Source organism: Volucribacter amazonae (assembly GCF_029783845.1).
In the GTDB taxonomy this organism is placed as follows: Bacteria; Pseudomonadota; Gammaproteobacteria; order Enterobacterales; family Pasteurellaceae; genus Volucribacter; species Volucribacter amazonae.
The window spans coordinates 2,086,218-2,112,584 of record NZ_LWID01000001.1; the positions used below are offsets into that span (position 1 = coordinate 2,086,218).

Genomic DNA, 26,367 nt, shown 5'->3' on the forward strand with positions numbered 1-26,367 from the left:
TTCTATGCAATTAAAACCCATGATCAGTGCCGTTTGTTTAGCTATGGCAGTAAGTGCTTGTTCCAGTGTGGATAAAATCGTTTATCGAATTGATGTGCCACAAGGAAATTATTTACAGTCTTACGAGGTTGAACAATTACGGGTAGGTATGAATGCGGAACAAGTTCAGTATTTATTAGGGACACCTGTTCTTACTGATCCTTTTAGTGCCACAACTTGGTATTATGTTTACCTTGAACAACGAGGCTATCAAAAACCTGATCAACATACATTAACCGTACATTTTGATAATAATCGTACTGTTACCAGTTTCCACCTAGATCGTCCATTACCTGATAGTGATCAAGTGTTTGAAAATAATACGATTATTGATGCTCAACCAGCAAAATCGCCTTGGTGGAAGTTTTGGTAATATAATCCTATTAAAATATTCCTAAAAATTGCCAGTTTGACTGGCGATTTTTTTGTATAGTCAATGAACATAAAAATACAAATGAAGTTAAGAAAAAAGCAAAATATCTCAAAAATAAATCGCACTTTGGATTGATAACATTTATAGTCGTCCCACTTTGAAATAAATAATACAGCGTTGGCACACCCTTGCCGTACTTTTGTTTGTGGCGTGTTGCTTTGTTTTATTTAAATTGAAACGACTATATTTAACCTATATTCAAAATATGTTCTTAATCCTTAATATCTTTTTTAACCCTTAAATAAATCACAAAGGTTAGCACACCCGATAAAAGCATTGCGGTAGCAGTAGAATAGAAAATATTACCTAAGCCTACCAATGGCGATACAATCGCTCCAGCAAAGAAAGGGAAAAAGCCTAATAATGCGGAGGCACTGCCAGCTTGTTCACGTTCGTTATCCATTGCAAGGGCAGAAATGGCGGGTAGAATAAAGCCAATAAATAATAACAGGGTAAATAAACCAAGTTCTACCAACCAAACGTTAATTTGCCCAATTAAAGCAATGGTTAGATAAATACAACTGCACAAAATTCCCAAGGCTCCCCAGTATAATGCCTGTTTATTGCTTATGCGACTACCAAAATTAGAGCCTAATAGCAATGCTGTTCCATTAGCGGCAAAGCAGAGACTAAAGGCAAAAGCGGAAAGTTGATAATGAGATTGCAAAATAAAGGGTGAGGCGGAAATATAAGCAAACATTGCGGCAAAAGCGATAGATTGCATCAATACATAGGTCATAAATAGAGGATTACGGAAGATTTTTCCGAAAACCGTAAAGCTGGCAAAAGTGCTGGTAGTTAAGCGTTTTTGTTCAATTAATGATTCATTTAAGCGAAAACAAATCACAAATAACACCACACCGATTAAGGTTAAGAAAGCAAAAATGCCTTGCCAATCAATATATTTTAATAAGAAACTACCGAGGATAGGCGACAATATTGGTGCCATTCCATTTACGGTCATTAATAAGCCAAAGAAACGGGTCATTTCTTTGCCATGATAGAGATCTGTTACCACCGCACGAGAGATCACTACACTGCCAGCTGCCGATAAACCTTGGATTGTGCGTAAAACAATGAAACTTTCAATATTGGGCGAGTAAATTAGCAAGAATGAACTTATAATGTAGATCGCCAAGGAAATCATTAGTGGTTTTTTGCGTCCAAATTTATCACTAATTGGTCCGAGTAATAATTGTCCTACTGATAAACCCAGCATTGCCGAGGTTAAACTGAGTTGGGTCATTGAAGTATGGGTGGCAAAATATTCAGCTAAATCAGGTAAAGCAGGCAAATACAAGTCCAATACAAAAGGACCGAAGGCGGATAATGTGCCTAATAATAACACCAAAAAGGCTTTGCTATTTGCTTTCATTTATTGTCCTTCTAAAGATGAAAAATGGGCTGATTATAAAGTAAATTTTGTTGTAATACTAATCTAGTCGTTCCACTTTGTCTTATTTTAAATTGGTACGACTATGTAAGTATTACTTGAAAAATTGACAGGGAAATAATGATTGAAAATATTCATATTTGGGAAAAATTATTCTAAAACTGACCGCACTTTAATACAAAGCCAATAACGCCTCCTTATCCTCTTTAAAAATCCCTGTATTTTGTTAAGCAGGATACATAATTTGTTTTCTTTGCCTTCGCTTAAATCCGACTCACATCAAACTGGCTTAAATCAATATGGGGATCGGTGTGATAAAAATCGCACAGTGCTTGTTGAAAAATGGCGGTACGTTTAGGTAATCCTTGTTCCGCATAATGCTTACTTGCTGATAAATGGCTTGTTTAAAAGGATTAGCATCGCCGGGATTGCCTGATAAATTATCGTGGCTAGCAAAAAAACGATAGCCAGCTGCGGTAGATAAAATCCATTCTATGGCTTGTGGCTTAACTTCTACTTTTTCAAATTCTCGTTGCTGTTCGGCACTACGTCCATCAGGTTCATACCAATACCCAAAATCCTCTAATTGTCGGCGAGCTTTGCCTGCTACGAGCCAATGGGAAATTTCATGTAAGGCACTGCTATAAAAGCCACGAGCGAAATAAATGCAATGATAAGGCTGTTGGGCATTAGCAGGAATATAAATAGGTTCATCGCCGCCTTTGACTAATTTGGTTTGGTATTGTTCCGCAAAGCATTGATTAAACAGTTGGATTAAATCTTGGTAATGGTGTTGCATTTGTTGTCCTATGATTGGAATAATAATGATTTAACCCCCACACTGGATAGGGTCAGTATGGGGGAAGAGGTTATTCACAAGGGATTAACCATTTAAACGGTTTAAATTTCTTAATGCTTCAATGCGTTTTTCTAATGGTGGGTGGCTCATAAACAGTGAGGCAATTCCACCACGTTTACCGTTAATGGCAAATGCCGCTAATTGCCCCTCTAATTGTTCAGGCTCGTGTAATTTTTGCAAACGTTGTAACGCCGCAATCATTTTTTCTTTGCCCACTAATTGGGCTGAGCCAGCATCCGCTTTAAATTCACGATAACGAGAGAACCACATTGCAATAATGCTAGCAAGAAAACCGAAGACTACTTCAAGTACCATTGCCACTAAGAAATAAGTGCCGTTGTTACTTTCGCCATCACGCCCACTGGATACGGCACGCGCGATTAAACGAGAAATAAAGATCACGAAAGTATTTAGTACCCCTTGCAATAAGGTCATCGTAACCATATCGCCACTTTTAATATGACTGACTTCGTGTGCCAATACCGCTTCAGCTTCATCACGAGTCATTTGGTTTAATAAGCCTGTACTTACTGCGACTAGGGAACTATTTTTGCTTGCCCCTGTGGCAAAGGCATTAACATCGGCAGAGTGATAAATTGCTACTTCTGGCATAGGTAAGCCTGCTTGTTGTGTTTGTTGGCGTACGGTTTCTACTAACCAACGTTCTTGTTCATTGGCAGGATTTTCAATCACTTGCGCTCCCACAGCACGTTTTGCCATGGTTTTGGATAAAAATAAGGAAATTAAAGATCCCGAGAAACCAAATAATGCCGCAAGAATTAATAGTCCCATGGCATCTTGCGATTGAATCCCCGTTAGACTCAAAATAATATTAAAAACAATAAGCACCGCCATATTGGTGGCTAAAAATAATAAAATACGCATCATAGCTAAAAAATCCTTTGTGGTTGGGTTGATAATCTTTCCTATAATGGTTATTAACTTGTTAAATTTCAAGAGGAAAAGGCATATTTTACAAATAGATTGCCATAATAATGGCATTTTCTCGCTCACCATTTGGGGTGGGGTAATAATTTTTGCGAATATCAATGTCATTAAAACCCATTTGCTGATAAAGATGATGGGCGATATGGTTAGATTGACGTACTTCTAACCAGAGTGTTGCAATGCCTTGTTGGCGTAATTGCTGAAATAAATGCTGTAATAATTGTTTACCCAATCCTTGCTGTTGCCAATCAGGGTGTACCGCCAGATTAAATAAGGTTGCCTCGTCTAATACGGTTTGGCAAATGGCAAATGCCACAATGCGATCTTGTTGGCTCAATTTGAGGTTAAGGTAATGTTTGCCTTGATTATTTTTTAATGTTCCTAATGACCAAGGTACAAGATGAGCTAATTGTTCAATATGATACAGTTGCTCAAAATCCTGTTCTTCTATGGCAGAAAGGGTAAATTCAGTGAGATTATTCATTATGTTATTCATCATTAGTTAAACTTTGATAAATATTTTGCCATAACTGTTGCTTGGCTTTGGCACTTTGCCGAAAGGTTTGCCAACTCGGCGATTGCCAAAATGGTGAGGTTTGTTGGCAAAGCGATTGGCTTTGCTCTATCTGTTGCGGATCATCAGTGAGTAACCAGTAAATTTTGTTGCTAGTAATAGATAAGTGAGCAAAATGTGAAAACTCAATGATTTGGCAATCTTGTGCTGAAATATTAATGGCACGAAAAATATCTTGTAATAGCACCGCACTTTTGGTTATTGTTTGATCACTAATGATGACTAAACGGATATTTTCAGCAATATTGACTTGAATTGCCCCCTTAAAAACCTCGGGGCGTTGTAACTGCCATTGGGTTATACCCATTTGTTGTAATAAAATATCACGCCGATGATTCATAGTATCTCAAGAAATTGCGGTTATGCTTAGGTTCGCTATTGTAAACAAATTTTTTGTGGAGAGTAAGAGGGCAGAGGCATATTGTTCTTTATTAATTTACTATATACTATCCTTTTCTCAAGCGAAAAGGATCTGTTGTGTTGTCATTAGAAAGCGAAGTATTACAACGTCATTTGAATTTTATTCAAGATAAATCAGTGTTAGTTGCAGGGGCAGTGAATGATGATTTTGCTCAACAATTATCCGCTTACACCCCTTCTGTTCGCCTTTGGTCTTGTTATTTTGATGATAAACAAGTCGCCCAAAGTGCGGTCAGTTTTTCTGCTGTTTTTACTCAAGATTTATCGGCTCAACCTGCCGATCTTATCCTTTATTATTGGAGCAAAAATAAGCAAGAAGTTCAGTTTCAGTTAATGCAATTATTAGCACAATCGCCACAAGGACAGCAAATACTTATTGTAGGCAATAACCGTTCAGGTGTGCGATCCGCAGAAAAAATGCTTGCCCCTTATGGCGAGATTGCCAAAATTGACTCGGCACGCCGTTGTAGCCTTTATCATTTTTGTTTAACCCAACAAGTCAGCGTTGATATAGCGGATTATTGGCATATTTACCAACATCACAAACTTACCCCACTAAAAATTTACAGTTTACCCGGGGTATTTAGTCGCCAAGCCCTTGACCAAGGAACAGAATTATTACTTTCCACCCTAACTCAACCCATTCAAGGTAAAGTATTGGATCTTGGTTGCGGGGCAGGCGTGATTGGCAGTTATATTCAGTACCATAACCCCAAAGTGGATTTATTAATGACCGATATTCATGCTATGGCATTAAGCTCGGCACAACGCACCTTAGCGGAAAATCATTTGCAAGGGCAAGTACAAGCCAGCAATGTTTTTTCTCATATTGAAGACAAATTTAATCTGATTATTTCTAATCCCCCTTTCCATGATGGTATAGATACAGATTATACGGCGGTAGAAAATCTTATTCGCCAAGCAAAACAATTTTTGTTTACAGGAGGCGAATTGCGTTTAGTGGCGAACAGTTTTTTACCTTATCCTGATTTATTAGATCAGTATTTTGGGCAGCATAAAGTATTGGCAAAAACAGGAAAATTTAAGGTTTATTCAGTGATCAAACATTAATTTAAGCATTGTCATAAAGGGTATTAATATTCTGTTTTGTTATTATTAATACCTATTAATTCTTTTTAATTATATATACCTTGCTTATAATTTGTTTCAGTAATTAAAAAACTAGAGTTTACTATGAACTGGCAATATATTGGCAATGTCTTACCTAAGTTTATTGATGCAACCCTGATTACCTTACATTTGGCATTTTGGGGCATTTTAGTTTCCTTAATTGTCGGTATCATTTGTGCGGTATTAACTACTTACAAAGTCAAAGTTCTCGCAAGCATTGCGAAAGGTTATATTGAAATTTCACGCAACACCCCTTTATTAATTCAAATTTTTTTCCTGTATTTCGGCTTATCAAAAATCGGCATAAAATTAGACGGTTTTACCTGCGGTGTCATTGGGTTAGGGTTTTTAGGTGGTAGTTATATGGCAGAAGCTATTCGTGCGGGGTTAGAAGCAGTAAGCAAAGGACAAATTGAATCCGCACTAAGTATAGGATTAACCCCCTTGCAAGCCTTCCGTTATGTGATCTTTCCCCAAGCCTTAGCGATAGCAACCCCAGCCATTGGGGCGAATTGTTTATTTTTAATGAAAGAAACCTCAGTTATTAGTGCCATTGCGGTAGCAGAATTAATGTTTATGGCAAAAGAAATTATTGGTATGGATTATAAAACGGACGAAGCATTATTTTTATTAGTGATCTTTTATTTAATCATTTTATTGCCAATGTCTATTTTTATCCGTTATTTAGAACGCCGGACAAGGAGAGCAAAATATGGGGCTTAGTATTTTGTTTGAAGGAAATAATTTAGAGCGTTTATTAATGGGATTATGGGTAACCGCAAAAATTGCCTTTGTATCCGTATTTTTTGCTTGTTTACTTGGTGTATTATTTGGCATTGTCATGACCAGTAAAAACCGTTTAATTGGTACTTTTTGTCGCTTATATTTAGAAACGGTACGGATAATTCCCTTGCTTGTACTACTTTTTATTACTTATTTTAGTGTAGCGAAATGGTTTAATACCCATTTAGACGGCGTGTTAGTGTGTATTTTGGTGTTTATTTTTTGGGGAACTGCAGAAATGGGCGATTTAGTGAGAGGTGCATTAACGTCCATAGAAAAGCATCAAGTAGAGTCCGCACAAGCACTTGGTTTAAATAACGCTCAGATTTTTATCTATATTTTATTACCACAAAGTTTAAAACGTGTTACACCGGGGGCGATTAATTTATTTACTCGAATGGTAAAAACCAGCTCATTGGCAATGCTAATTGGGGTATTAGAAGTGATTAAAGTGGGACAACAAATTATTGAAACTGCCTTATTTACTGATCCCTCGGCAGCTTTATGGATTTATGGGGTCATTTTTCTGCTTTATTTTATTATTTGTTATCCCTTATCTTTATTTTCACAACGATTAGAAAAACGCTGGGAAAGTTAATATGGCATTATTAGAAGTTAAAGAATTAGTAAAAAAATATGGAAAAGTAACCGCACTTCAAGGTATTAATTTAACTATTGAAAAAGGCGAAGTGGTGGTTATTTTAGGCCCGTCAGGTTGTGGCAAAAGTACGTTATTACGTTGTATTAATGGTTTAGAACCCATACAGAACGGACAGTTATTATTGCAAAATTATGGCGAACTTGGCAAAGATATTTCTTGGGTAGAGGCAAGACAACATATTGGCATGGTATTTCAAAGCTATGAACTTTTTGCCCATTTATCGGTGATTGATAATATTTTGCTTGGTCCATTAAAAGTACAAAAACGGCAACGTGCTGAAGCAGAAGCACAAGCGGATAGCTTATTAAAACGGGTAGGCTTATATGATCGTAAAAATGCTTACCCAAGGGAATTATCAGGGGGACAAAAACAGCGTATTGCCATTGTGCGTTCCCTATGTATGAATCCTGATATTATGCTATTTGATGAAGTTACCGCTGCTCTTGATCCTGAAATGGTCAGAGAAGTCTTAGACGTAGTACTTGGCTTAGCAAAAGAGGGAATGACAATGCTCATTGTTACCCATGAAATGTCCTTTGCCAGACAAGTTGCCAACCGAATTATCTTTATGGATAAAGGGCAAATTGTTGAACAATCTAGCCCAGAGCGTTTTTTCACGAATCCAGATTCAGATCGTGCAAAAGCATTTTTAAACATCTTAAATTATGAACCGAGAGGAATTGATTATGAACAAAATATTTAAAACCGCTACCGCACTACTTGCTACGGGATTACTTGCTACTTTAGTGGGTTGTGGCGATAAAGCAGATAATAATTCACTTTCTAGTCTTGAACAGCTAAAACAAGCGGATAAAGTGAGAATTGGGGTATTTAGCGATAAACCGCCATTTGGTTATGTTGATCAAAACGGTAAAAATCAAGGATTTGACGTAGAAATTGCCAAAGCCATTGGCAAAGATTTACTTGGCGATGAAAACAAAGTGGAATTTGTTTTAGTAGAAGCCGCTAACCGAGTGGAATATTTACAGTCTAATAAAGTAGATATTATTTTAGCGAATTTCACTGTTACCCCAGCACGTCAGGAAGTAGTAGATTTTGCTAAACCTTATATGCAAGTTGCTTTAGGGGTTGTTTCGCCAGAGGGCAAAGAAATTACCGATATTGAACAATTAAAAGATAAAACATTATTATTAAATAAAGGCACAACTGCTGATACTTATTTCACTAAAAATTACCCAGAAATTAAAACTTTAAAATTTGAGCAAAATACCGAAACTTTTGAAGCATTGCGTGATGGACGAGGCGATGCATTAGCTCACGATAATACCTTATTATTTGCTTGGGCAAAAGAAAATCCCGGTTATGTAGTGGGAATTAAAAATTTAGGTGAACAAGATTTTATCGCCCCAGCAGTAAAAAAAGGCGACACAGAATTACTTAATTGGCTTAATAATGAAATTGAAAAACTGGGTAAAGAAGGCGTATTAAAACAAGCCTATGATAAAACTTTATTACCTGTTTATGGTGATACAGTGAGCGAAAAAGAAGTATTAGTGGATTATTAATTAATAAGTGCGGTTGGAAAATAAAAAGTTTTAATCTAATTAGCTTAAGCGATTAATAAAAATCCCTAGTTTTGGCTAGGGATTTTGCTTTATTAAGAAGAATAAAAGTTATAGCTTGATTTTAATCACATATTTAAATGTTATTCTTATTACAAATTTGTAAAACATAATTAATTAAAATAAGAATGATACACCAACATATCCGCCAAGTTATCCGAACAAGGCTGTACAGTACGCATATATTTCTTAATATTTGCCCAAGTGCGTTCAATGGGATTAAGTTCTGGTGAATAAGGCACCAGTAGTAAGTAGTAAAATGTGATGTCCCCACTTATTCGCCATTGCTTGCAAAATACTCATCATTAACACTAAGACACTAAAATCTCACTTAAAGAAAGTAGTATCCATAATAATATTTAAATAAGTTGGTGTGGGTAAAATTAAGTTATTTTTCAGGGCTTTTGTGTAGATAGACGCAAGAAACGTAATCAACGCCTTGATAAGTCTTGTGTATTGGTATTCCGTCAACGAGCCACCAAACAAGCGGTAATAAAAGGCGCTGACCTTAGTATTGTTGCTTTAGCAAGAGAGGAAAATACCTAAAATATACTCAATTTAACTCGGCACTTAGGCAAGCCTAATAGTAAACTTTATACAGATGAAAATCCTGCTTATGATGATTTTGATTTATATATTGGAGGTGATTTTCATCTACCAACGATTAAAACAATTACTGCTTATGCACTATATGATTTCAGTTTTGATTATTTTGTTTACGAGCAAAGGACTGGTGTATTTCTATCCTGATGTATTGAGTATTCAAATTATTAGCACGGTTAATGCCGTTCTTTTTATGCTTGATATGACGGTACTATTTATTGGGGCAATATATCGCTTTGACAGCCTTAAAACAAAAATCAGCAATCAAGTCCAATTTGATTCATTACCCCTAATGCCAACGTTCGTGTTTTACCCAAGAATACTGTTATCTCCCTTAGCAACAGATATTCACGATAATTTTTGGCAACAGTATAAGAATCTCAAATAACCACTCTCTTTAAACTGACTTGTGGTAAGGGTAAATATTGCTTATTCGTCAGTTATAGAAGATTTATTGTGGGAACAAGATCTTGCCAGTCACAAAGCATCAACAAAAGTGATTCATTGAGCTAAAGGCTTTTGTTTTTAACGGTTGATTTTTGACTTTGTGCAACTGCTACATAATACCCGCTCTATAAGGCTTCAAGCCACTTTTTAGCAACCACTTTTATTACATCGAAAAAGATATTACATTGATTACTGCAAAAGTGCGGTAGGATTTTGATTTATTTTTTGCTTAAGGCATTTCTATCAGCATATCGCCACTAAAGTGGCGATATTTATATAAATTATTTTGATAATAAAATTAATGCTTTTTCGCCAAAACCTCACTACTGCGTAAGTATTCTTCACGATTAGGATCAACCAATTTTGATTTTTCAATCATTTTTTCAATGGTTACCCCTTGCACTAAAATTGAAAATAAGACTACGGCATAAGTTAATACCAACAATAAATCATGGACATCAATCCCCGTATCGCCAATAAAGGTTGTTCCTTTAGGAATAGATAACGCCATTGCCATAGACAAGCCGCCGCGTAACCCACCCCAAGTCAAAATTTTCAAGGTATAAGGGTTATATTGGCGAAAACGTTGCATCACTTTAAACGGTAACCATAGGCTTGCAAAACGAGCAAATAAACACATTGGAATCGCCAATAGCATCAACACAAAACCTTTGAAAGTAAAATCCACCAACAATAAAGCAAAACCGATCAGGAAAAACAGTAAGGAATTTAAGAAATGGTCGATCATTTCCCAAAAATGGTCTAAATAACGCTGACTTTGTTCAGAAAAGCCTTTTTGTCTTGTCCAATTTCCCACCATAATTCCCGCAACCACCATGGCTAATGCTCCTGATAAATGTAAAGCATTAGCCAACATAAAACCTGCGGTAGGAATAGTTAAGGTTAATAAAATCTCTAAACTTCCGTCATCAGTATTTGAAATCAATAAATGAGCAACAAATCCTAACACTAAGCCAAATAAAATACCGCCAATGGCTTCATGAAAAAATAAACCTAAAATGCCCGTTAACGTAGGTTCTTGCCCGCCAAAAGCAACAGTAAAGATTGTAATAAAGATCACTAACCCCACACCATCATTAAACAAAGACTCCCCTTCTACTTGCATAGATAAGCGTTTAGGCGCTTTGAGGTTTTTAATAATGGCTAAAACAGCAATAGGATCGGTAGGGGAAATCAAAGCCCCAAACAACATACAATAGATAAAATTTAAAGGTAAACCAATAAGATTGGCTCCAACATAAATTAATCCTCCCACAATAAAGGAAGAAGCGAGGGTTGAAAATAGGGAAAAGGTAGCAATTTCCCATTTTTGATCTTTCATTACGGGCAATTTTATCCCTAATGCCCCCGCAAACAACAAAAAGCCTAGAATACCGTTTAATAAGAAACTTTTAAAATCCAGTTCTTCCATTACGACTTTGGCTATGCTATCTAAATTAAACCAATTAAAATAGCCCAAAATAATTAAAATTAATGACCCCACCATTGCAGAGGCAGTGATAGCAATAGTTGATTGTATTTTATCGTTGATTTTACTGGTGACAAAGCCGAGTAAAATAGATAACGCCGATAAAAAACAAATATAGCTATAAATGCTCATAAATTAAACCTTAATAAAATCCAATTATTTTCCCATACTGACATTTCAATAAAACGTGTTAAACTGTCAATCATTGACACGAAGTTAAACTGAGTAAATATTGATGAAGTCCCTCTAAACATAGGCATTGAGGGCAGAGCGTAGTATAAGCAAAGTCGCACTATTTATAAAGATAAATCTTTTAAACACACAAAATGAATAAAATTAAAACCAGTATTTTGACGCTTTTAACCCTTATCGCTTTAATTATTATCTATTTATTCTATAGCTTTGACCTATATGAAACGCCTAAAATCAGTATGTCTGGACAAAATGATCAGAAATACTATCCCGTTGTGGCAAATTATGACCGCTTACTTTGCTATCAAGCTCGGCATACTTTTCCCATTCCCTTTCCTAATACTTTCAATATTCTGGTTTGGAATATTCATAAAGGCGAAGATAGTGGTTGGAAACCTGAATTGGAGAAATTAGCTCAACAAATGGAATTAGTCTTGTTGCAAGAGGCTTCAACAACACAAAATATTGCTCAACTGCTTAACCCTATTTTGCCCCATTCGTTGTATGCTCGTGCTTATTCTTATTTAAATAATGAAAGTGGCGTGAATACCCTCTCTAAAATCGCCCCTATGTCCTATTGTGTCGGTACAGAGTCAGAGCCTTGGATACAAGTCCCTAAAGTAGGTATTGCCACAGAATATTTTCTAGCGAATCATCATTCTTCATTATTGGTTATCAATTTGCATTTAGTGAATTTTGAATGGAATCTTAATAATTACAAAATCCAAGTAGAACGTATGTTTCAAATTATCAATGAACACCAAGGACCCATTATTTTGGCAGGGGATTTTAACACTTGGAATCATCATCGATTATCCCTTATTCGTGGCTTAGCTGAAAAATATCAGTTAAAGGAAGTGGGCTATACCAATGACGTGCGTAAGCGTTTTATGGGCAATCCCCTTGATCATGTCTTTGTACGAGGGATTAAAGTGGAAGAAGCAAAGGTCATCAGTACAGACAGTTCCGATCATAATCCATTATTATTAAAACTTAGCCTGCAATAATATAGTCGTTTCAATTTAAAATAAGACAAGGCGGCACGCCGAAGACAGTACAACAAGTACGGCGAGGCGTGCCAACACTGTATTATTTTAAAGTGGAATGACTATATAATCCTGAAAAATATCATCAAGATGCTTAATTAAACAATCTTGTCCAGCAATCTCTTCCTGTTGCCAAGCCTTTAATAAAATAGCGGGATTAAAACATTTTTGTGCAAGTTCCGCAACAGGCAAATAACTAATATGCCAAGGTTCACGCCCCATTTTAGTTTGCTTATCAGTTAAAAAAGGCAAAGTAAAATCAAAATGCGTTAAATTTTGCTGTAAAAACTCGCTAAGTTCGGCAAAATACCCCCCTTTTTCATATTCCCAAGGCTCTAGTTGCAAAGATTGATTGGCAGGTAATAAATCAGGATCAAAAATATCAATTTCTGTTCCCCAATGATGACGGCTCGCTCCGGGTAAAGCAGACCAACGCAAAATTGCCTGACATTTTTGCCAAGGGGATAAATCACTTAACACGATTGGCTCGCCATGATCATTATGCACTTTGCGTAAGCCAGCAAATTTTTCATTCCAAATGCGTTGTTGACGTTGAAAATCGCGAAAACTGCTGGCGGGTTGTAAATTAAACCCTGCTTTTTTTGCCTGTTGTTGCAAGGCTTGAAAGGCTTTATTGGCTTTTGGTTGCAAATAATGTTGAGTGGAAAAAAGGCAAGGCAAAGGTGCTAAATGAGTACGACTTTTGCCGGTCAACATTGCCCAATCAAAATCATGTTCTTTCATAAATACTTATTCAGTGGCAAATAAAGGCGATAACATAGCGAAATAAACTTGCCCCAAGGTCGCCAAATCTTGGCAACTCACACATTCATCAACTTTATGAATGGTCTTATTCAGCGGCCCTAACTCTACCACTTCCGCCCCCATTAACGCAATAAAACGCCCATCAGATGTGCCGCCACTGGTTTCTAATTTAGGCGTAATATTCGCCACTTGCTGTAAACTTTCAACCACCGCATTCACTAATTTACCCGGTTGCGTTAAAAAAGGTTTACCTGATAACCACCATTCAATGCGATAAGATAATCCATATTTATCCAATAATTCCGCCACTTTCTGCTTAATAATTTCATCAGTTACTTCAGTACAATAGCGTAAATTAAACTGCACATAAAGCTCACCGGGGATCACATTATTACTGCCTGTCCCCGCTTGAATATTGGCAATTTGCAAACTTGTCGGTGGAAAATAGGTATTGCCCTGATCCCATTGATACTGGCTTAATTCGGTCAAAAATGGCAAAGCCTTATGCACAGGATTATCCGCTAAATGGGGATAAGCCACATGCCCCTGCACCCCCTCAATATACAAGTTTCCTGTAATTGAACCACGCCGCCCATTTTTGACCACATCGCCTAATTGCTGGCTACTGGACGGCTCGCCTACCAAGCAATAATCAATTTTCTCGCCACGCTGCATTAAGGTTTCTACCACCCGTTTTGTGCCATCATGAGCTGCCGCTTCTTCATCAGAGGTTATCAATAACCCTAGCGTTCCCTTATGGTTAGGATTGCTTTTCACATATTGCTCCAACGCCACCACCATCGCCGCCAAAGAGCCTTTCATATCCGCCGCACCACGCCCATATAACATATCATCAATAATTTGTGCAGAAAATGGCGGATATTGCCATTGCGTTTCATCGCCTACTGGTACAACATCAGTATGCCCTGCAAAAGCCACCACAGGCTCGCCACTCCCATGGGTTGCCCATAAATTCAAGGTATCATTAAAAGGTAGCCATTCCAATTTAAAGCCCAAAGGGGCTAAACGATCAGCAATCAATTTTTGACAGCCCTGATCATCAGGGCTAATAGAAGGACGGCGAATTAACGCCTGTGCTAACGCAATAATCTCTGTTTTCATGCTTTTCTTTTCCTAAAAGTGCGGTGTTTTTTTGCAAAATTTTTAGTTAATAAAGGCTTGGCGATATGCCGCCTCATCAAAGCCAATTAACGCCAGGTTATCTTGCAAAATAATAGGACGTTTCATCAAAGTCGGCTGATCTAATAACAACTCAAGTGCGGTCTGTTTTGACAAATTTTCTTTCACGTCATCAGCCAAGTTACGCCAAGTGGTACTACGCTTATTAACTAAACTCTGCCAACCAAACGCCTTTTCTGCCAGCTCAATAAAAAGTGGCTCAATCCCATAAACACGATAATCATGTAACTTATGCTCAATTTGATGCTCCGCCAACCATTTCAAGGCTTTCTTTACCGTATCACAATTTTTAATCCCATAAACAATAATCATTATGTTCCCTTATCAATCCATAAAACAAAGCATTATACTAACGTTTTTTATAGGTAAATTAAAGAGATAAGGGAAAATTTGGCTATTTGTAAAATTATAAATGAGATGCTAATACCAAGTCCGCCTGTTCCAACACCATATCAATGGCTTGTTCTGACTGATCTATAGTGGGATTTGTATTTTGTCTTTGCTATAATTCACTTCATAAACTTTACCGATTAACTCCAACATCAATAGCGGTTTTTACCACTGGAATTGCCTTTTTATATCGTTTCATAAATGCTTTATAACCTTTTATAATTTGCTCATCAGGCTCAATTAAATTTAATGCTGTATTTGCAAAAATATAATTATCTAGATAATATTCTAAACTTTCATTTTGGTAAAGTTTATCAATAAAATTAGCAAGTAATGCTATACCCCAAGCACCGCCATTTGATGCTGTATTTGTTGTTGCAAGAGGGATATTTAATGCTGAGGCAAGAATCTTTTGAGCAACATTTTCTGTTTTAAAGATTCCTCCATGTCCCAAAATATGATTAATTTCCACTTTTTCCTGCTCTATTAAAATATCCATACCTAACTTCATTGCTGCAAATGCTGTATATAGTTGTACTCTAATAAAATTTGCTAAATTAAAATGTCCATGAGTCGGATGAATAAAAATTCTGCAGCCTTCAGATAATCCTAAATTGTGTTCACCTGATAAAAAACCATAAGATAATAAGTTTCCACAATCATTATCACCTTGTAATGCTTGAAGAAACAAAGTTTCATAAAGTTCTTCATTGTAAACAGTGATACCAAAATGTTGTAAGCATTCACTAAATAATGATACCCAACTATTAATATGCGATGAGCAATTATTTGAATGTGCCATTGCAACTAATTTTCCTGCTGGAGTTGTAACAATATCTAACTCAGAATATACTTGAGATAGAGGTTTATTCAATACAACCATAGCAAACGCTGATGTACCTGCCGAAATATTCCCCATCTTTTCCTTAATACAATTTGTAGCAATCATTCCTGTTCCAGCATCACCTTCTGGCGGACATAATGGAATACCAGCTTCTAAATACCCTGTGGGATCAAGTAACCTAGCTCCCTGTTTAGTTAATACGCCTGCGGGTTTCCCCGCAACGAGGACTTTAGGCAAAATATCTTTTAATTTCCAATTAAGTTTTAAGTTCGTAACTTTCCTTTCAAAAAGTTCTATCATTTTTTGATTATAAGAAAAATACTTGGTATCAATAGGAAACATTCCTGAGGCATCGCCAATTCCTAAACACTTTTCCCCAGTTAATTGCCAGTGGACATAACCAGATAATGTAGTTATATAATCAATTTTCTGAATATGAGGTTCATTATTCAATATCGCGTTATAAAGGTGCGCAATACTCCAACGCTGTGGAATAGGGTATTGAAACAAAGAGGTTAATTTATCTGCTGCTCTGGCAGTAATATTATTTCTCCAAGTCCTAAATGGAACGAGTTGATTTCCCTGTTTATCAAATGGTAAATAACCATGCATCATTGCACTTATTCCGATTGATTTTACCTTAATAATATTAGTGTGGTATTTATCTTTAACGGTTTTAACTAAATTAAGATATGACTCCTGTAATTTTTTCCATATTTCTTGTTGTGAATAAGTCCAAATATTATCAATAAAATCATTTTCCCACTCAGCAATACCAATAGCTAAGATTTTTCCTTTAGAATTAATCATAACAGATTTTATTCTTGTTGAGCCTAACTCTATTCCTATTATTGCTTGTCCGCTATCTATAATCTCTTTTTCTTTTTGCATAATCTTTTTACCTATATAGTTAATTATAATTTTTTTTGTAAGAGAGATTTATTTTGTAGAAAAATAAATAATATGAGTAGCATTCCCCATAAAATTAAGGTGATATAACTACTAATACCTAATATATTTAATCCACTTTCTATTATTTGTAGTAAAAACAAAGCGATAATTACGCCAATTATTTTCCCTTTGCCTCCATCAGGATTGATTCCCCCTAATACTGCAGCCAGGATTGAAATTAACAAATAAGAATCACCATATGATGCCTTGGCTGAATTTAGTTTTGCCATCATTAGTATAGCAGCAAAAAAACAGAGTAATGATGATAAAACATAAACTAATATAATTACTTTATCTGTATTAATTCCAGAATATAGCGTTGCTTTCTCGTTATTACCAATAAAGTAAATTTCTTTACCCAAAGTTGTTTTCTCAAAAATAAACCATACCAATAATGATAATAATGAAAAAACTACAATAGGAATAGGAATAAAAAATACTTCTAGTGTATTGATTGATAAAATTATATTTGGGAAATTAGCTATTGTAGAACCATTAGTAGTTAGGATATTTAAGCCATTAATCAGAGTCATTGTACCTAATGTGGCTAAAATAGGGGATACTTTGACTTTAGCAATTAATATTCCGTTAAATAGGCCAATAATAATCGCTAATAATAGTCCTATAGTAAAAGAAAAAGTAACGCCATATTGAGTAACAATATAAGCAATAATTAAAGAACAAGCATTCATTGTTGCGATAATTGATAAATTTATTCCACCTGTTAACATTGGAATAACCATTGCTAGCGTTAAAATACCTAATATTGGTATCTGGGTGGCAATAGATTGGAAGTTTGAAATTGACCAAAATATATTAGGAATTAATATACTGAATATAATTATAGTAATTAATAATAAAATTAATAAATATTTAATAGATAAATCAACCATTATTTTCATATGTTATTTCCTTTTGCTTTATATTGACTCCAAGCAGTTGCACTAATACTTAGAATAATAATGATTCCTGTAACAACAGTTTGCCAATATGAATCAATACGTAATAAATTCAGTCCATTTTGAATAACAGCAAGTAATATTACTCCAAGTATGATTCCAAATAATGATCCTCTTCCTCCGGATAAACTTGCTCCACCTAAAACAACCGCAGCTAGTACAGTTAATTCATAACCTAATAATGAATCAGGGGCAACAGATTGTAATGTATAAGATTGTACAATACCGGCTAAACTTGCCATTATTCCCATATATCCATAAACAAAAAGCTGTAGAAGAAAAATACTAAAACCAATTCTTGACGTTGCATCTTTATTACCACCTAACGCATAAATTTTTCTTCCTATACTTAATTTAACTGTAATGATATAGGTTAACAATACTGAAAATAATGCAACAAGTGCTTGCAAAGATATACCATATTCAAATCCATTTGCTGTTTCTGTTTTAAGGAAAATATATTCTTGAGAAAACCATTCTGGGTAATCATATAACCAAACTCCTTTACTAAAATATAACAGTGCACCATAAAATATATTTAATGTAGAAATCGTTATAATAATAGAAGGTACATTTGTTTTATTAATTATAATAGCATTAATAAATCCTAAAAATAATCCTACACTTATTGATATAAAAAACATAAAGATAAAACCAACATTATAATAGGAAATAAAGGAAATTGTAATATATTGTGTGATAATAGTAATTGCTGGAAAAGAAATATCAATTCCACCAGAAAGTAGAACTACAAACAGCCCGCAAGCTAAAATCATTAATATGGAGTAGTTATTTACCATATCATATATATTTTCAATGGATAAAAATTCATCAGTATATATAGCTAGTAGAAGTATTAAGAATAATACTACCATAGATAATATTTTATTATTAGTTATCTTCATAAATCACCCTATATATTTGTTGTTCTGTTGTATTGTGTGGACAAACTGAATCGATTATTTCCCCTTTTTTCATAATAAATATTCTATGGCTATTAAAATATGCTTCTTGTATTTCATCAGTAACAAATATCACAGAAATGCCTTGTTCAGATAGTTGCTTTATAATATTAAAAATACCTTCTTTATTAGCAATATCAACTCCTATTGTGGGAGAGTCAAGAATAATAATTTTAGGTGATATAGCTAACCATTTTGCAATGGAAACACGTTGAGCATTACCACCAGATAAGGTGTTTACTGCTAGATCTGAATCTGTTACTTTAATATTTAAAGACTGAATTAACTTATTACTGTATGTATAAGATCTATGTTTGCTAATAATTCCAAATTTATTACTAATCTTATTCAAAATAGTAGAAATAATATTATTATGTATAGACTCTTTCATGATTAATCCCGTTGTCATTCGGTCTTCTGATACATAAGCTATACCATTTTCTATTGCATCATTATTGTTTTTGAAAAATATAGATTTACCATTAAGTAAAATTTCACCAGAGTCATATTTTTTAAGCCCAAATAAACTTAGACATAATTCTGTTCTTCCTGATCCCAATAAGCCTATTAAGGAGATAATTTCTCCTTTATGTAAAGAAAAGTTAATTTTATTATATTGTTTGGATAGAGTTAAATCTTTAACTTCTAATACTTTTTCATTATGTTTGAAATTAGATAAAGGTAGCCTTTTTAATTTAATTTCTATTCCTGTCATCAAATATCCTAAACGATTTTCATCAATTTCAGAGACAGGATATTTACCGATAATATTACCATCTTTTATTACGACAACGTTGTCAGAAACACGCATAACTTCATTAAGTTTATGGCTCACAAAAATAATACTAATACCTTTGTTTTTTAATTTAACCACAGTATCTAGTAAATTTTTTACCTCTTTTTCAGTTAATGATGCCGTAGGTTCATCCATTATTAATAATTTAGCATTCTGTGCTAAAGCACGACAAATCGCAACTAATTGTTGTTGAGCAATACTTAATGTTTCTAGTACAGCATCTAAAGGTAAATCTATATTAATTTTCTCTATCGCTTGTTGTGCTATTTGATAAATAATCTTTTTTCTTATCCAACCAAATTTCCTATAATGATTAATGGCTATATTCTCTGCAACAGTTAAATTTGGAAATAATGCTAAATCTTGATAAATAACTTGAATTCCTTTTTCAATAGATTTTTTAGGTGTTAAATAATGAAAATTACTTGATCCTATTTGTATTTTAGCGCCTTCATCAGGCTGATAAACCCCCGACAATATTTTAATTAATGTAGATTTACCACAACCATTTTGGCCGGCTAAACAAAGTGCTTCACCATAATTTAATGAAAGATTTACATCATTTAATGCTTTTATTCCATTAAATGTTTTACTTACTTTACTAATCGCAATGAAAGCCATATTATTCTCCTATTGGCTATGGAGAATTCTCCATAGCACCAATATTATTAGTATAATTCATTAATATTTTCTTTCGTTACTCTTAACACATTATGAAATTGAAGCAAACGTTTTTCTTGATCAACTTTTGCCGAACCTATATTTGGAATAGAAAATCCTTCTTCAATTTTTTCTCCTTTTAATACTTTAGCTGCAACATAAGCTAACGCATATCCAGCACTTGCAGGATCATAAGTTATGCCCATAGTAATATCACCAGATTTAATTAATGAAGCTGCTTGAGAAGGAATCATCATTCCAAAAACATTTAATTTACCTTTTAATCGTTTTTCTTTTACAGCCAAACCTGCACCAATAGGTCCTTGCGAACCAAAAGAAATTACGGCTTTTAATTCAGGATACGCTTTAACTAAATCAAGTGTTGTACGTCTTGCATCATTGATATTTTCTGCGACAGGCATTCTACTCGTAACTTCAAACATTTCTGGATAATGTTTTTTCTGATAATTAATAAAAAGGTCTGCCCATAAATTATGCTGAGGTACCGTCAAACCACCAACATAAAGTACATACCCTCCTTTTCCTCCAATAGTTTTCGCTACTTCTTCAACATAATCTGCTGCAAATTGGGCATTATCAATAATTTCTATATCCCAATCAGCACTTGGTTGCCCAACAGATTCATTAGTTAAAATAACGATGCCATTTTGTTTAGCTTTTTTCAAAACAGGTTCTAAAGCATTTGCATCATTAGGTACAATAGAGATTGCATTGACTTTTTTAGCAATCAAATCTTCAATTAATTTTACCTGTTGAGGAGCATCTGTATTAGATGGGCCAACTTGATAAGCATTGACATTATTATCCTTACCAGCCTGAATAACGCCCCCTGCCATACGATTAAACCAAGGCATACCGTCAATTTTAGAAATATTTACTACTTCATAATCTGATGCTAGTGCAAAATGACTACAACAAGATAATAATAAAATAGAAAATAATTTCTTAAATACCATTTTATTCATAGGAAAATCCTCCTAACTAATACAATTTTTTCAATGAGCTAAAATCTGTTTATACCCTCGAAATCTATTTATAGCTAATTACATAACCTTAAGTTATAAATAAGTTTCTAGGCAAAATCATCTTATGTTAATGGGAAAGTAAAAGATATGTATTTTTGACGTGTAAGTATGGAAAATCCTGCTATACAAAATAAATTGAGAATTAGATCACATTTTTAACCGTTATTCCTTTCTATTTCTCGGAATTCTGATGGAGACATTCCAGTATGTTTCTTAAAAAGTTTAGAGAAATATAGCGAATCATCATATCCTAAAGAACGAGCTAAACTAGCAACGGAGATATTAGAAAAATGTAATAATTTTTTAGCAACTAAAATTCTTTGGTATTCTTTCCATTGCACAATACTAATCCCTAACGCATTCTTAAATAAATGAGATAAGCGTGAAGAAGACAAAAAAACAATACTTGCTAATTCATCAATGCTATTATTTTGTTCCAAATGTTCCAGAATATATTCACAAATAATCAAAACTCTTTGATCAATACTTGGTATACATTTAAGTTTTTCAATTGAAAAACACTTCATTAGTAAATATTCTAATAAAGTTGAAACAAGATCTTGCTTAACAATATGGCTTGATTTTAATTCAATTTCCACTTTACTGAATAATTGACTAATTTCTAAGAAACAATGTTGATTATTAATAAATATTTTCCCTATATGCTGCTGTGTATTCGACCAGTTTAACCATTTCAACCATTTAGGATCTGGATAAAAATAAATCCATTTATAATGCCAATATTGACTTTCATGATGTCTTTGATAACACTGCATAGCTTGTGGGGAAAATAACAATAGTTGTCCTTTCACTGCTTCAAATTTTTTCTTGCCATCAAATACCTCGCCTTTCCCGAAAGTAGTTAGCTGTAACATATACCCCTTCATACCTTCAGGTCTATCTACAATAAAATCAAGATAGTTTCCTTTTTCCCCTTGCGTTATTCCCGCAATCAATTCTGAATTAAAAGGATAATTTGGCAATAACAATGAATAATTTTTATACATAAAGCTACTCCATAATTGTTAGTGAGATAAATTTATCACTAATTTTATTTAAATTTAATAGCTAAATATTTTTACTTCTCATTTTATCCAAAATCCCCTATACTGCCATACATAGTCGGGGTGCTTAGTTATTCTTTTAACTTCGCTGAGAAAATACCCGTGAACCTGATTCAGTTAATACTGCCGTAGGAAACTAAGTATGCTTATCCCTTTCTTTTATTATTGCTCGCCTTATTTCTTAGTATTGACAATCTTTTCTTTCGTTCAATTTTGCAATAAGGACTTGCTATGCAATCTCAATTTTTAGCCAAAATTCGCCAGCAAAATCCGCTGATTCATAATCTTACCAATATCGTGGTTGCCAATTATAGTGCCAATGGTTTATTGGCTTTAGGGGCTTCGCCGTTGATGTCTGATAATGTGGCGGAAGTGGCGGATATTCAGCAATTTAATCGTGGTTTAGTGATTAATATTGGTACGTTATTTAGCAAAGGGGTGGAGGCGATGATTTTAGCGGGTAAAACCGCAAATCAACAGCATATTCCTGTAGTGCTTGATCCTGTGGGCGTGGCGGCAACGGCTTATCGTCGTGAAACCATTGATAGTTTGCTTGCCGAAGTGAAATTTGCGGTGATTCGAGGCAATGCTGGCGAATTGGCGTGTATTGCTGGGGAACAGTGGCAAAGTAAAGGGGTTGATGCTGGGCAAGGCAATGGCGATTTAATTGCCATTGCACAGCGTGTCGCCCAACAATATCAATGTGTGGTAGCAATCAGTGGGGCAACCGATGTGATTAGTAACGGTGCCAATACCGCTTTAGTTCACAATGGAACGCCGATGTTTCCCAAAATTACAGGGTCTGGCTGTTTGTTGAGTGCGGTTTGCGCGGCTTTTGTGGCGGTGGCTAATCCCTCTCAATATTTTGCGGCAACCCTTGAGGCTTGTACGGTTTATGCGATTGCAGGGGAACTTGCCGCCCAGCCTCTCCAGCCTACCCAATATGGGCAATTTAATATGGCATTATTAGATCAACTTGGTGCAATCAATGCTGAACAAATTACGCAATATGGGAGGGTAGATTATGTCTAAGATGGCACAAGCATTAACCATTGCTGGCTCAGATAGTGGCGGTGGTGCAGGCATTCAGGCGGATTTAAAAACTTTCCAAATGCGTCAGGTTTTTGGCACTTCGGTGATTACGGCGGTAACCGCCCAAAATACGCTTGGTGTGTTTGATATTCATACCATTCCTTGTGGCAATATTGAGGCGCAACTCCAAGCCATTGCCCAAGATTTTCAGATTAACGCCTTTAAAGTGGGTATGCTCGGTTGCGCGGAGATTATTGAGTGTGTGGCTCGCCAATTAAAGCAATATCGTTTTGGGTATTTTGTGCTTGATCCTGTGATGATTGCCAAAGGTGGCGCGCCCTTGCTACAACAAAATGCCATTGATGCCTTAATTCAGCATTTACTGCCTCTTGCCGATGTAATTACCCCAAATATTCCAGAGGCGGAAACTTTAACGGGGATTAACATTAACGATCAACAAAGTGTGCAACAAGCGGCACACCAATTACAAAAAATGGGTTGTCAAAATGTCATTATAAAAGGGGGGCATTATCTTCATTCGCAAAGTGAGGAGTGCCAAGACTGGATTTTTACCCCTACAGAACAATTTAGCCTCACTACGCCGCGCATTGACACGCCCCATACCCATGGCACAGGTTGCACATTTTCTGCCTGTTTAACCGCCGAACTTGCCAAAGGGCAACCTTTAACACAAGCCATTAAAACCGCCAAAGCCTTTATTACCGCCGCCATTGCCCAACCCCTCAATATTGGTCAAGGGCATGGGCCAACTAACCATTGGGCTTATCAGGAGGCATAATGCAAACCAAACTTTCTCTTTATTTTGTCGCTGGTAGCCAAGACTTTCGCCATTTCACTGGCAACCCTTGCGAACATTTTCTCAATACCTTAAACCAAGCCTTGCAAGCAGGCATTAGTTGCTTTCAATTTCGTGATAAAGGGGCATTTTCTCTTGCCGCGCAACCACAGCAACAAAAACAGCTCGCCATTCAATGCCGAGATTTATGTCGTCAATACCAAGTCCCCTTTATCATCAATGATGACGTCAACTTAGCAATAGCGATTGAAGCCGATGGTATTCACGTTGGGCAGACCGATACCTCTATCGCAGAAATTAAACGCAAAACTGACCGCACTTTTATACTAGGCTTATCCATTAACACCTTATCCCAAGCCTTAGCCAGCGATAATAACCCAGATATTGATTATTTTGGTGTTGGGCCGATTTTTCCTACTCAATCCAAAGAAGATCCCAAACCCGTGGTAGGCTTAAACTTCATTCAACAGCTTAGACAAGCAGGGATAAAAAAGCCTATTGTCGCCATTGGTGGCATCAAACACCCTCAAGATTGTCGCTACCTACGTCAAACTGGGGCTAATGGTATTGCTGTCATTTCCGCCATTAGCCAATCCCCCAACATCGCCCAAAGCGTGCAACAACTACTTACCACCTAAGGAGGAAATATGACCTTTCAACAACTCAAACAACAATGCCCATATTGGCAAGACTATATCAACCACCCCTTTGTTCAACAACTGCGTCAAGGCACCCTCCCTCTCGCCAACTTTCGTTACTATTTACAACAAGATTATCTTTTTCTCCTTCAATTCACCCGCACTTGGGGCTTAGCCGTTTATAAAAGCGACAATCTTGCCGATATGCGCGCCGCTCAACAGGGCATTAACGCTATGCTTGACCAAGAAATTCAACTGCATATCCAATATTGCCAGCAATACGGCGTAACCGAACAACAGCTCCAACAACTTGAAGAACACCCTGCCTGCATCGCCTACACGCGCTATGTCTTAGACTGTGGCTTAACAGGCACACTCACCGAATTACACACCGCCCTCGCCCCTTGCATACTGGGCTACGCCGAAATTGGCAAACAGGCAGCCACCCAAAGCCCAGCGAACAACCCTTACCAAAGCTGGATTGATATGTACGCCAGCCAAGACTACCAAACCGCCGCCCAACAAGCGGAAAACACCCTAAACCGCTTACTCGCACAACCTCATCAGCAAAACAAAATCCAACAGATTTTTAACACAGCGGTAAGAATGGAAATCGCTTTTTGGCAAATGGGGTTAGAAAATAAAGTTGAAGAGGAATAATATAGTCATTTCAATTTAAAATAAGACAAGTGGCAAGCCGAATTACCAAAAGTACAGTGGGTTTGCCAATGCTATATTATGGTTAATTAAAATAAGAATGATACACTAACATATCCGCCAAGTTACCCGAACAAAGTAGTACAGCACGCATATATCTCTTAATATTTGCCCAAGTGCATTCAATGGGATGAAGTTCTGGCGAATAAGGTGTCAGCGGTAAAATATGGTGTTCCCGCTTATTTGCCATTACTTGCAAAATACCCATTCTATGAAAACATGCATTATCCAAAATAATGACTGATTTCTGTGTGAATGAGGGGAGTAAAGTACGCTCAAACCAAGCTTCAAAAAAACTACTAATCATAGTGTTTTGATACACCATAGGACAACTAATTTATGTCCGATTTGGGATGTAACCAAGGATAAACGTTGATATTTTCTTCCTCTGGCTTTGGCTTTAACCTTTTGCCTTTTGGACTACGTGTATTGTGGCGAAAGAGATAAGTATCGATCTTCTGTTTCATCAAGATAAACCTGTTGATAATCAGTAAATTGCGCTAATTGTGTCAAATAAAGTGCGATTTTTTTGGGCTTGTTCTTTATATGTTGTGGACTTTTTTACGTGCTATTACTCATCTTTTGAATGTATAAAAAACGCAGAGGCTGAATAATTGAGATGTTAAGTAATTTCATAAAGGTAGGCATCAGGGGGTTGTTCTACATAACTCATCAGTTTTTTCCTATCTAATTTGATGGCATTTTGCCCTGTCTCTCGGTGTTTTAAGTTACCTGTTTGTTTTTCAAGTTAAGCCAGCGATAAAGTGTTGGACGTGCGATACCATAAACGTTAGCGATTTGACTGGTATTGTTGCATTGGGCGTAAAGCTTTAATGCTTTTTTTCGTAGATCTATTGAGTATGCCATTTTTGCCTGAGAAAATTAGTTGTTGTAACATTTTATTATGAATTAACTATAGCATGCC

General features: G+C 35.8%; 29 protein-coding genes, 2 pseudogenes and 1 riboswitch. Of the genes and pseudogenes, 13 read left to right on the forward strand and 18 right to left on the reverse strand.

Annotation, left to right across the window (positions count from 1 at the left end; translation table 11 throughout):
* The first annotated feature begins 4 nt into the window (after positions 1–4).
* On the forward strand, positions 5–412 hold the full coding sequence (gene bamE / locus A6A20_RS10040) for an outer membrane protein assembly factor BamE (protein ID WP_279573293.1): 408 nt from the start codon (positions 5–7) through the stop codon (positions 410–412).
* Between the two features lie 271 nt (positions 413–683).
* Here the strand turns inward: bamE and A6A20_RS10045 are convergent, their stop codons facing one another.
* The 5 genes and pseudogenes from A6A20_RS10045 to A6A20_RS10065 form a co-directional block, all read right to left on the reverse strand.
* Positions 684–1,847, reverse strand: a complete 1,164-nt coding sequence (locus tag A6A20_RS10045) for a multidrug effflux MFS transporter (protein ID WP_279573294.1) — start codon at positions 1,845–1,847, stop codon at positions 684–686.
* 281 nt (positions 1,848–2,128) lie between these two features.
* Positions 2,129–2,664, reverse strand: a pseudogene (locus tag A6A20_RS10050) (elongation factor P hydroxylase).
* 84 nt (positions 2,665–2,748) lie between these two features.
* Positions 2,749–3,612: a protease HtpX gene (gene htpX, locus A6A20_RS10055; RefSeq protein WP_279573295.1), complete on the reverse strand. Its 864-nt coding sequence runs from the start codon at positions 3,610–3,612 to the stop codon at positions 2,749–2,751.
* An 85-nt stretch (positions 3,613–3,697) separates the two neighbouring features.
* Positions 3,698–4,171 (reverse strand): ribosomal protein S18-alanine N-acetyltransferase, encoded by a 474-nt coding sequence (gene rimI / locus A6A20_RS10060; RefSeq protein ID WP_424585428.1) that lies wholly within the window; start codon positions 4,169–4,171, stop codon positions 3,698–3,700.
* Complete coding sequence (locus tag A6A20_RS10065) at positions 4,161–4,586, reverse strand: DNA polymerase III subunit psi (RefSeq protein WP_279573296.1); 426 nt, start codon at positions 4,584–4,586, stop codon at positions 4,161–4,163. Before A6A20_RS10065 ends, rimI begins: the two co-directional genes overlap by 11 nt.
* Positions 4,587–4,723: 137 nt before the next feature.
* Between A6A20_RS10065 and rsmC the strand changes: the two genes are divergently transcribed.
* The 5 genes from rsmC to A6A20_RS10090 all read left to right on the forward strand — a co-directional run bounded on the left by rsmC (position 4,724) and on the right by A6A20_RS10090 (position 8,767).
* On the forward strand, positions 4,724–5,737 hold the full coding sequence (gene rsmC, locus A6A20_RS10070) for a 16S rRNA (guanine(1207)-N(2))-methyltransferase RsmC (RefSeq protein WP_279573297.1): 1,014 nt from the start codon (positions 4,724–4,726) through the stop codon (positions 5,735–5,737).
* A gap of 123 nt (positions 5,738–5,860) precedes the next feature.
* Positions 5,861–6,520, forward strand: a complete 660-nt coding sequence (locus A6A20_RS10075) for an amino acid ABC transporter permease (protein WP_279573298.1) — start codon at positions 5,861–5,863, stop codon at positions 6,518–6,520.
* The gene (locus tag A6A20_RS10080) at positions 6,510–7,178 is read left to right on the forward strand and encodes an amino acid ABC transporter permease (RefSeq protein WP_279573299.1); all 669 of its coding nucleotides are present in this window, start codon (positions 6,510–6,512) and stop codon (positions 7,176–7,178) included. Before A6A20_RS10075 ends, A6A20_RS10080 begins: the two co-directional genes overlap by 11 nt.
* A gap of 1 nt (position 7,179) precedes the next feature.
* Positions 7,180–7,944 carry an amino acid ABC transporter ATP-binding protein gene (locus A6A20_RS10085; protein WP_279573300.1) on the forward strand — a complete coding sequence of 255 codons (765 nt, stop codon included), beginning with the start codon at positions 7,180–7,182 and terminating at the stop codon, positions 7,942–7,944.
* Positions 7,928–8,767: a cysteine ABC transporter substrate-binding protein gene (locus A6A20_RS10090; protein WP_279573301.1), complete on the forward strand. Its 840-nt coding sequence runs from the start codon at positions 7,928–7,930 to the stop codon at positions 8,765–8,767. Before A6A20_RS10085 ends, A6A20_RS10090 begins: the two co-directional genes overlap by 17 nt.
* Before the next feature lie 170 nt (positions 8,768–8,937).
* On the opposite strand, the gene A6A20_RS10095 is transcribed toward A6A20_RS10090, so the two are convergent.
* Positions 8,938–9,066, reverse strand: coding sequence for a hypothetical protein (locus tag A6A20_RS10095; RefSeq protein ID WP_341670477.1), 129 nt, complete (start codon positions 9,064–9,066; stop codon positions 8,938–8,940).
* Between the two features lie 166 nt (positions 9,067–9,232).
* Between A6A20_RS10095 and A6A20_RS12780 the strand changes: the two are divergent.
* Together A6A20_RS12780 and A6A20_RS10100 are read left to right on the forward strand one after the other, a co-directional pair.
* A pseudogene (locus A6A20_RS12780) lies at positions 9,233–9,445 on the forward strand (transposase); the annotation flags it as partial.
* Entirely contained in the window at positions 9,441–9,815 is a 375-nt protein-coding gene (locus A6A20_RS10100) for a hypothetical protein (protein WP_279573302.1), read from the forward strand. The pseudogene A6A20_RS12780 and the gene A6A20_RS10100, both read left to right, overlap by 5 nt.
* Before the next feature lie 357 nt (positions 9,816–10,172).
* Here the strand turns inward: A6A20_RS10100 and A6A20_RS10105 are convergent, their stop codons facing one another.
* Positions 10,173–11,495, reverse strand: coding sequence for a cation:proton antiporter (locus A6A20_RS10105; RefSeq protein WP_279573303.1), 1,323 nt, complete (start codon positions 11,493–11,495; stop codon positions 10,173–10,175).
* 194 nt (positions 11,496–11,689) lie between these two features.
* Between A6A20_RS10105 and A6A20_RS10110 the strand changes: the two genes are divergently transcribed.
* Entirely contained in the window at positions 11,690–12,562 is an 873-nt protein-coding gene (locus tag A6A20_RS10110; RefSeq protein ID WP_279573304.1) for an endonuclease/exonuclease/phosphatase family protein, read from the forward strand.
* 87 nt (positions 12,563–12,649) lie between these two features.
* Here the strand turns inward: A6A20_RS10110 and A6A20_RS10115 are convergent, their stop codons facing one another.
* From A6A20_RS10115 to araC, 9 genes are all read right to left on the reverse strand, one after another.
* Positions 12,650–13,345 carry a M15 family metallopeptidase gene (locus tag A6A20_RS10115; protein WP_279573305.1) on the reverse strand — a complete coding sequence of 232 codons (696 nt, stop codon included), beginning with the start codon at positions 13,343–13,345 and terminating at the stop codon, positions 12,650–12,652.
* A gap of 6 nt (positions 13,346–13,351) precedes the next feature.
* Positions 13,352–14,488 carry a succinyl-diaminopimelate desuccinylase gene (gene dapE, locus A6A20_RS10120; RefSeq protein WP_279573306.1) on the reverse strand — a complete coding sequence of 379 codons (1,137 nt, stop codon included), beginning with the start codon at positions 14,486–14,488 and terminating at the stop codon, positions 13,352–13,354.
* 42 nt (positions 14,489–14,530) lie between these two features.
* Entirely contained in the window at positions 14,531–14,878 is a 348-nt protein-coding gene (locus A6A20_RS10125) for a Spx/MgsR family RNA polymerase-binding regulatory protein (RefSeq protein ID WP_279573307.1), read from the reverse strand.
* Between the two features lie 211 nt (positions 14,879–15,089).
* Positions 15,090–16,691 carry a xylulokinase gene (locus tag A6A20_RS10130; RefSeq protein ID WP_279573308.1) on the reverse strand — a complete coding sequence of 534 codons (1,602 nt, stop codon included), beginning with the start codon at positions 16,689–16,691 and terminating at the stop codon, positions 15,090–15,092.
* 23 nt (positions 16,692–16,714) lie between these two features.
* The gene (locus A6A20_RS10135; protein ID WP_279573309.1) at positions 16,715–17,653 is read right to left on the reverse strand and encodes an ABC transporter permease; all 939 of its coding nucleotides are present in this window, start codon (positions 17,651–17,653) and stop codon (positions 16,715–16,717) included.
* On the reverse strand, positions 17,650–18,615 hold the full coding sequence (locus A6A20_RS10140) for an ABC transporter permease (protein WP_279573310.1): 966 nt from the start codon (positions 18,613–18,615) through the stop codon (positions 17,650–17,652). Before A6A20_RS10140 ends, A6A20_RS10135 begins: the two co-directional genes overlap by 4 nt.
* Entirely contained in the window at positions 18,602–20,089 is a 1,488-nt protein-coding gene (locus A6A20_RS10145) for a sugar ABC transporter ATP-binding protein (RefSeq protein WP_279573311.1), read from the reverse strand. Before A6A20_RS10145 ends, A6A20_RS10140 begins: the two co-directional genes overlap by 14 nt.
* 47 nt (positions 20,090–20,136) lie before the next feature.
* Positions 20,137–21,114: an autoinducer 2 ABC transporter substrate-binding protein gene (locus A6A20_RS10150; RefSeq protein WP_279573312.1), complete on the reverse strand. Its 978-nt coding sequence runs from the start codon at positions 21,112–21,114 to the stop codon at positions 20,137–20,139.
* A gap of 215 nt (positions 21,115–21,329) precedes the next feature.
* Positions 21,330–22,181 (reverse strand): arabinose operon transcriptional regulator AraC, encoded by an 852-nt coding sequence (gene araC / locus A6A20_RS10155; RefSeq protein WP_279573313.1) that lies wholly within the window; start codon positions 22,179–22,181, stop codon positions 21,330–21,332.
* Between the two features lie 106 nt (positions 22,182–22,287).
* A riboswitch (TPP riboswitch) is annotated at positions 22,288–22,390 on the forward strand.
* A 79-nt stretch (positions 22,391–22,469) separates the two neighbouring features.
* On the opposite strand from araC, the gene thiM reads away from it, so the two are divergent.
* From thiM to tenA, 4 genes are read left to right on the forward strand one after another with little or no spacing between them, the layout of a single operon-like run.
* Entirely contained in the window at positions 22,470–23,270 is an 801-nt protein-coding gene (gene thiM / locus A6A20_RS10160; RefSeq protein WP_279573314.1) for a hydroxyethylthiazole kinase, read from the forward strand.
* Entirely contained in the window at positions 23,263–24,069 is an 807-nt protein-coding gene (gene thiD / locus A6A20_RS10165; protein ID WP_279573315.1) for a bifunctional hydroxymethylpyrimidine kinase/phosphomethylpyrimidine kinase, read from the forward strand. Before thiM ends, thiD begins: the two co-directional genes overlap by 8 nt.
* Entirely contained in the window at positions 24,069–24,725 is a 657-nt protein-coding gene (thiE, locus tag A6A20_RS10170) for a thiamine phosphate synthase (RefSeq protein ID WP_279573316.1), read from the forward strand. The genes thiD and thiE overlap by 1 nt, the downstream gene beginning before the upstream one ends.
* Positions 24,726–24,734: 9 nt before the next feature.
* A complete protein-coding gene (tenA, locus tag A6A20_RS10175; RefSeq protein WP_279573317.1) occupies positions 24,735–25,385 on the forward strand; it encodes a thiaminase II in 651 nt (216 codons plus the stop codon).
* An 82-nt stretch (positions 25,386–25,467) separates the two neighbouring features.
* Here the strand turns inward: tenA and A6A20_RS10180 are convergent, their stop codons facing one another.
* A complete protein-coding gene (locus A6A20_RS10180) occupies positions 25,468–25,767 on the reverse strand; it encodes a transposase (protein WP_279573318.1) in 300 nt (99 codons plus the stop codon).
* Between the two features lie 398 nt (positions 25,768–26,165).
* Complete coding sequence (locus A6A20_RS12785; RefSeq protein WP_424585429.1) at positions 26,166–26,309, reverse strand: helix-turn-helix domain-containing protein; 144 nt, start codon at positions 26,307–26,309, stop codon at positions 26,166–26,168.
* Between the last annotated feature and the right edge of the window lie 58 nt (positions 26,310–26,367).

Coding starts and splice junctions, on each gene's coding strand:
- A6A20_RS10105 (WP_279573303.1), bottom strand. CDS start 11,495: ATGAGCATTTATAGCTATATTTGTTTTTTATCGGCGTTATCTATTTTA.
- A6A20_RS10135 (WP_279573309.1), bottom strand. CDS start 17,653: ATGAAAATAATGGTTGATTTATCTATTAAATATTTATTAATTTTATTA.
- bamE (WP_279573293.1), top strand. CDS start 5: ATGCAATTAAAACCCATGATCAGTGCCGTTTGTTTAGCTATGGCAGTA.
- A6A20_RS10180 (WP_279573318.1), bottom strand. CDS start 25,767: ATGGTGTATCAAAACACTATGATTAGTAGTTTTTTTGAAGCTTGGTTT.
- A6A20_RS10150 (WP_279573312.1), bottom strand. CDS start 21,114: ATGAATAAAATGGTATTTAAGAAATTATTTTCTATTTTATTATTATCT.
- htpX (WP_279573295.1), bottom strand. CDS start 3,612: ATGATGCGTATTTTATTATTTTTAGCCACCAATATGGCGGTGCTTATT.
- tenA (WP_279573317.1), top strand. CDS start 24,735: ATGACCTTTCAACAACTCAAACAACAATGCCCATATTGGCAAGACTAT.
- A6A20_RS10045 (WP_279573294.1), bottom strand. CDS start 1,847: ATGAAAGCAAATAGCAAAGCCTTTTTGGTGTTATTATTAGGCACATTA.
- A6A20_RS10085 (WP_279573300.1), top strand. CDS start 7,180: ATGGCATTATTAGAAGTTAAAGAATTAGTAAAAAAATATGGAAAAGTA.
- A6A20_RS10100 (WP_279573302.1), top strand. CDS start 9,441: ATGATGATTTTGATTTATATATTGGAGGTGATTTTCATCTACCAACGA.
- A6A20_RS10080 (WP_279573299.1), top strand. CDS start 6,510: ATGGGGCTTAGTATTTTGTTTGAAGGAAATAATTTAGAGCGTTTATTA.
- A6A20_RS10115 (WP_279573305.1), bottom strand. CDS start 13,345: ATGAAAGAACATGATTTTGATTGGGCAATGTTGACCGGCAAAAGTCGT.
- A6A20_RS10110 (WP_279573304.1), top strand. CDS start 11,690: ATGAATAAAATTAAAACCAGTATTTTGACGCTTTTAACCCTTATCGCT.
- thiE (WP_279573316.1), top strand. CDS start 24,069: ATGCAAACCAAACTTTCTCTTTATTTTGTCGCTGGTAGCCAAGACTTT.
- A6A20_RS10065 (WP_279573296.1), bottom strand. CDS start 4,586: ATGAATCATCGGCGTGATATTTTATTACAACAAATGGGTATAACCCAA.
- dapE (WP_279573306.1), bottom strand. CDS start 14,488: ATGAAAACAGAGATTATTGCGTTAGCACAGGCGTTAATTCGCCGTCCT.
- A6A20_RS10145 (WP_279573311.1), bottom strand. CDS start 20,089: ATGGCTTTCATTGCGATTAGTAAAGTAAGTAAAACATTTAATGGAATA.
- A6A20_RS12785 (WP_424585429.1), bottom strand. CDS start 26,309: ATGGCATACTCAATAGATCTACGAAAAAAAGCATTAAAGCTTTACGCC.
- rimI (WP_424585428.1), bottom strand. CDS start 4,171: ATGATGAATAACATAATGAATAATCTCACTGAATTTACCCTTTCTGCC.
- thiD (WP_279573315.1), top strand. CDS start 23,263: ATGTCTAAGATGGCACAAGCATTAACCATTGCTGGCTCAGATAGTGGC.
- A6A20_RS10090 (WP_279573301.1), top strand. CDS start 7,928: ATGAACAAAATATTTAAAACCGCTACCGCACTACTTGCTACGGGATTA.
- A6A20_RS10125 (WP_279573307.1), bottom strand. CDS start 14,878: ATGATTATTGTTTATGGGATTAAAAATTGTGATACGGTAAAGAAAGCC.
- A6A20_RS10075 (WP_279573298.1), top strand. CDS start 5,861: ATGAACTGGCAATATATTGGCAATGTCTTACCTAAGTTTATTGATGCA.
- araC (WP_279573313.1), bottom strand. CDS start 22,181: ATGTATAAAAATTATTCATTGTTATTGCCAAATTATCCTTTTAATTCA.
- A6A20_RS10140 (WP_279573310.1), bottom strand. CDS start 18,615: ATGAAGATAACTAATAATAAAATATTATCTATGGTAGTATTATTCTTA.
- thiM (WP_279573314.1), top strand. CDS start 22,470: ATGCAATCTCAATTTTTAGCCAAAATTCGCCAGCAAAATCCGCTGATT.
- A6A20_RS10130 (WP_279573308.1), bottom strand. CDS start 16,691: ATGCAAAAAGAAAAAGAGATTATAGATAGCGGACAAGCAATAATAGGA.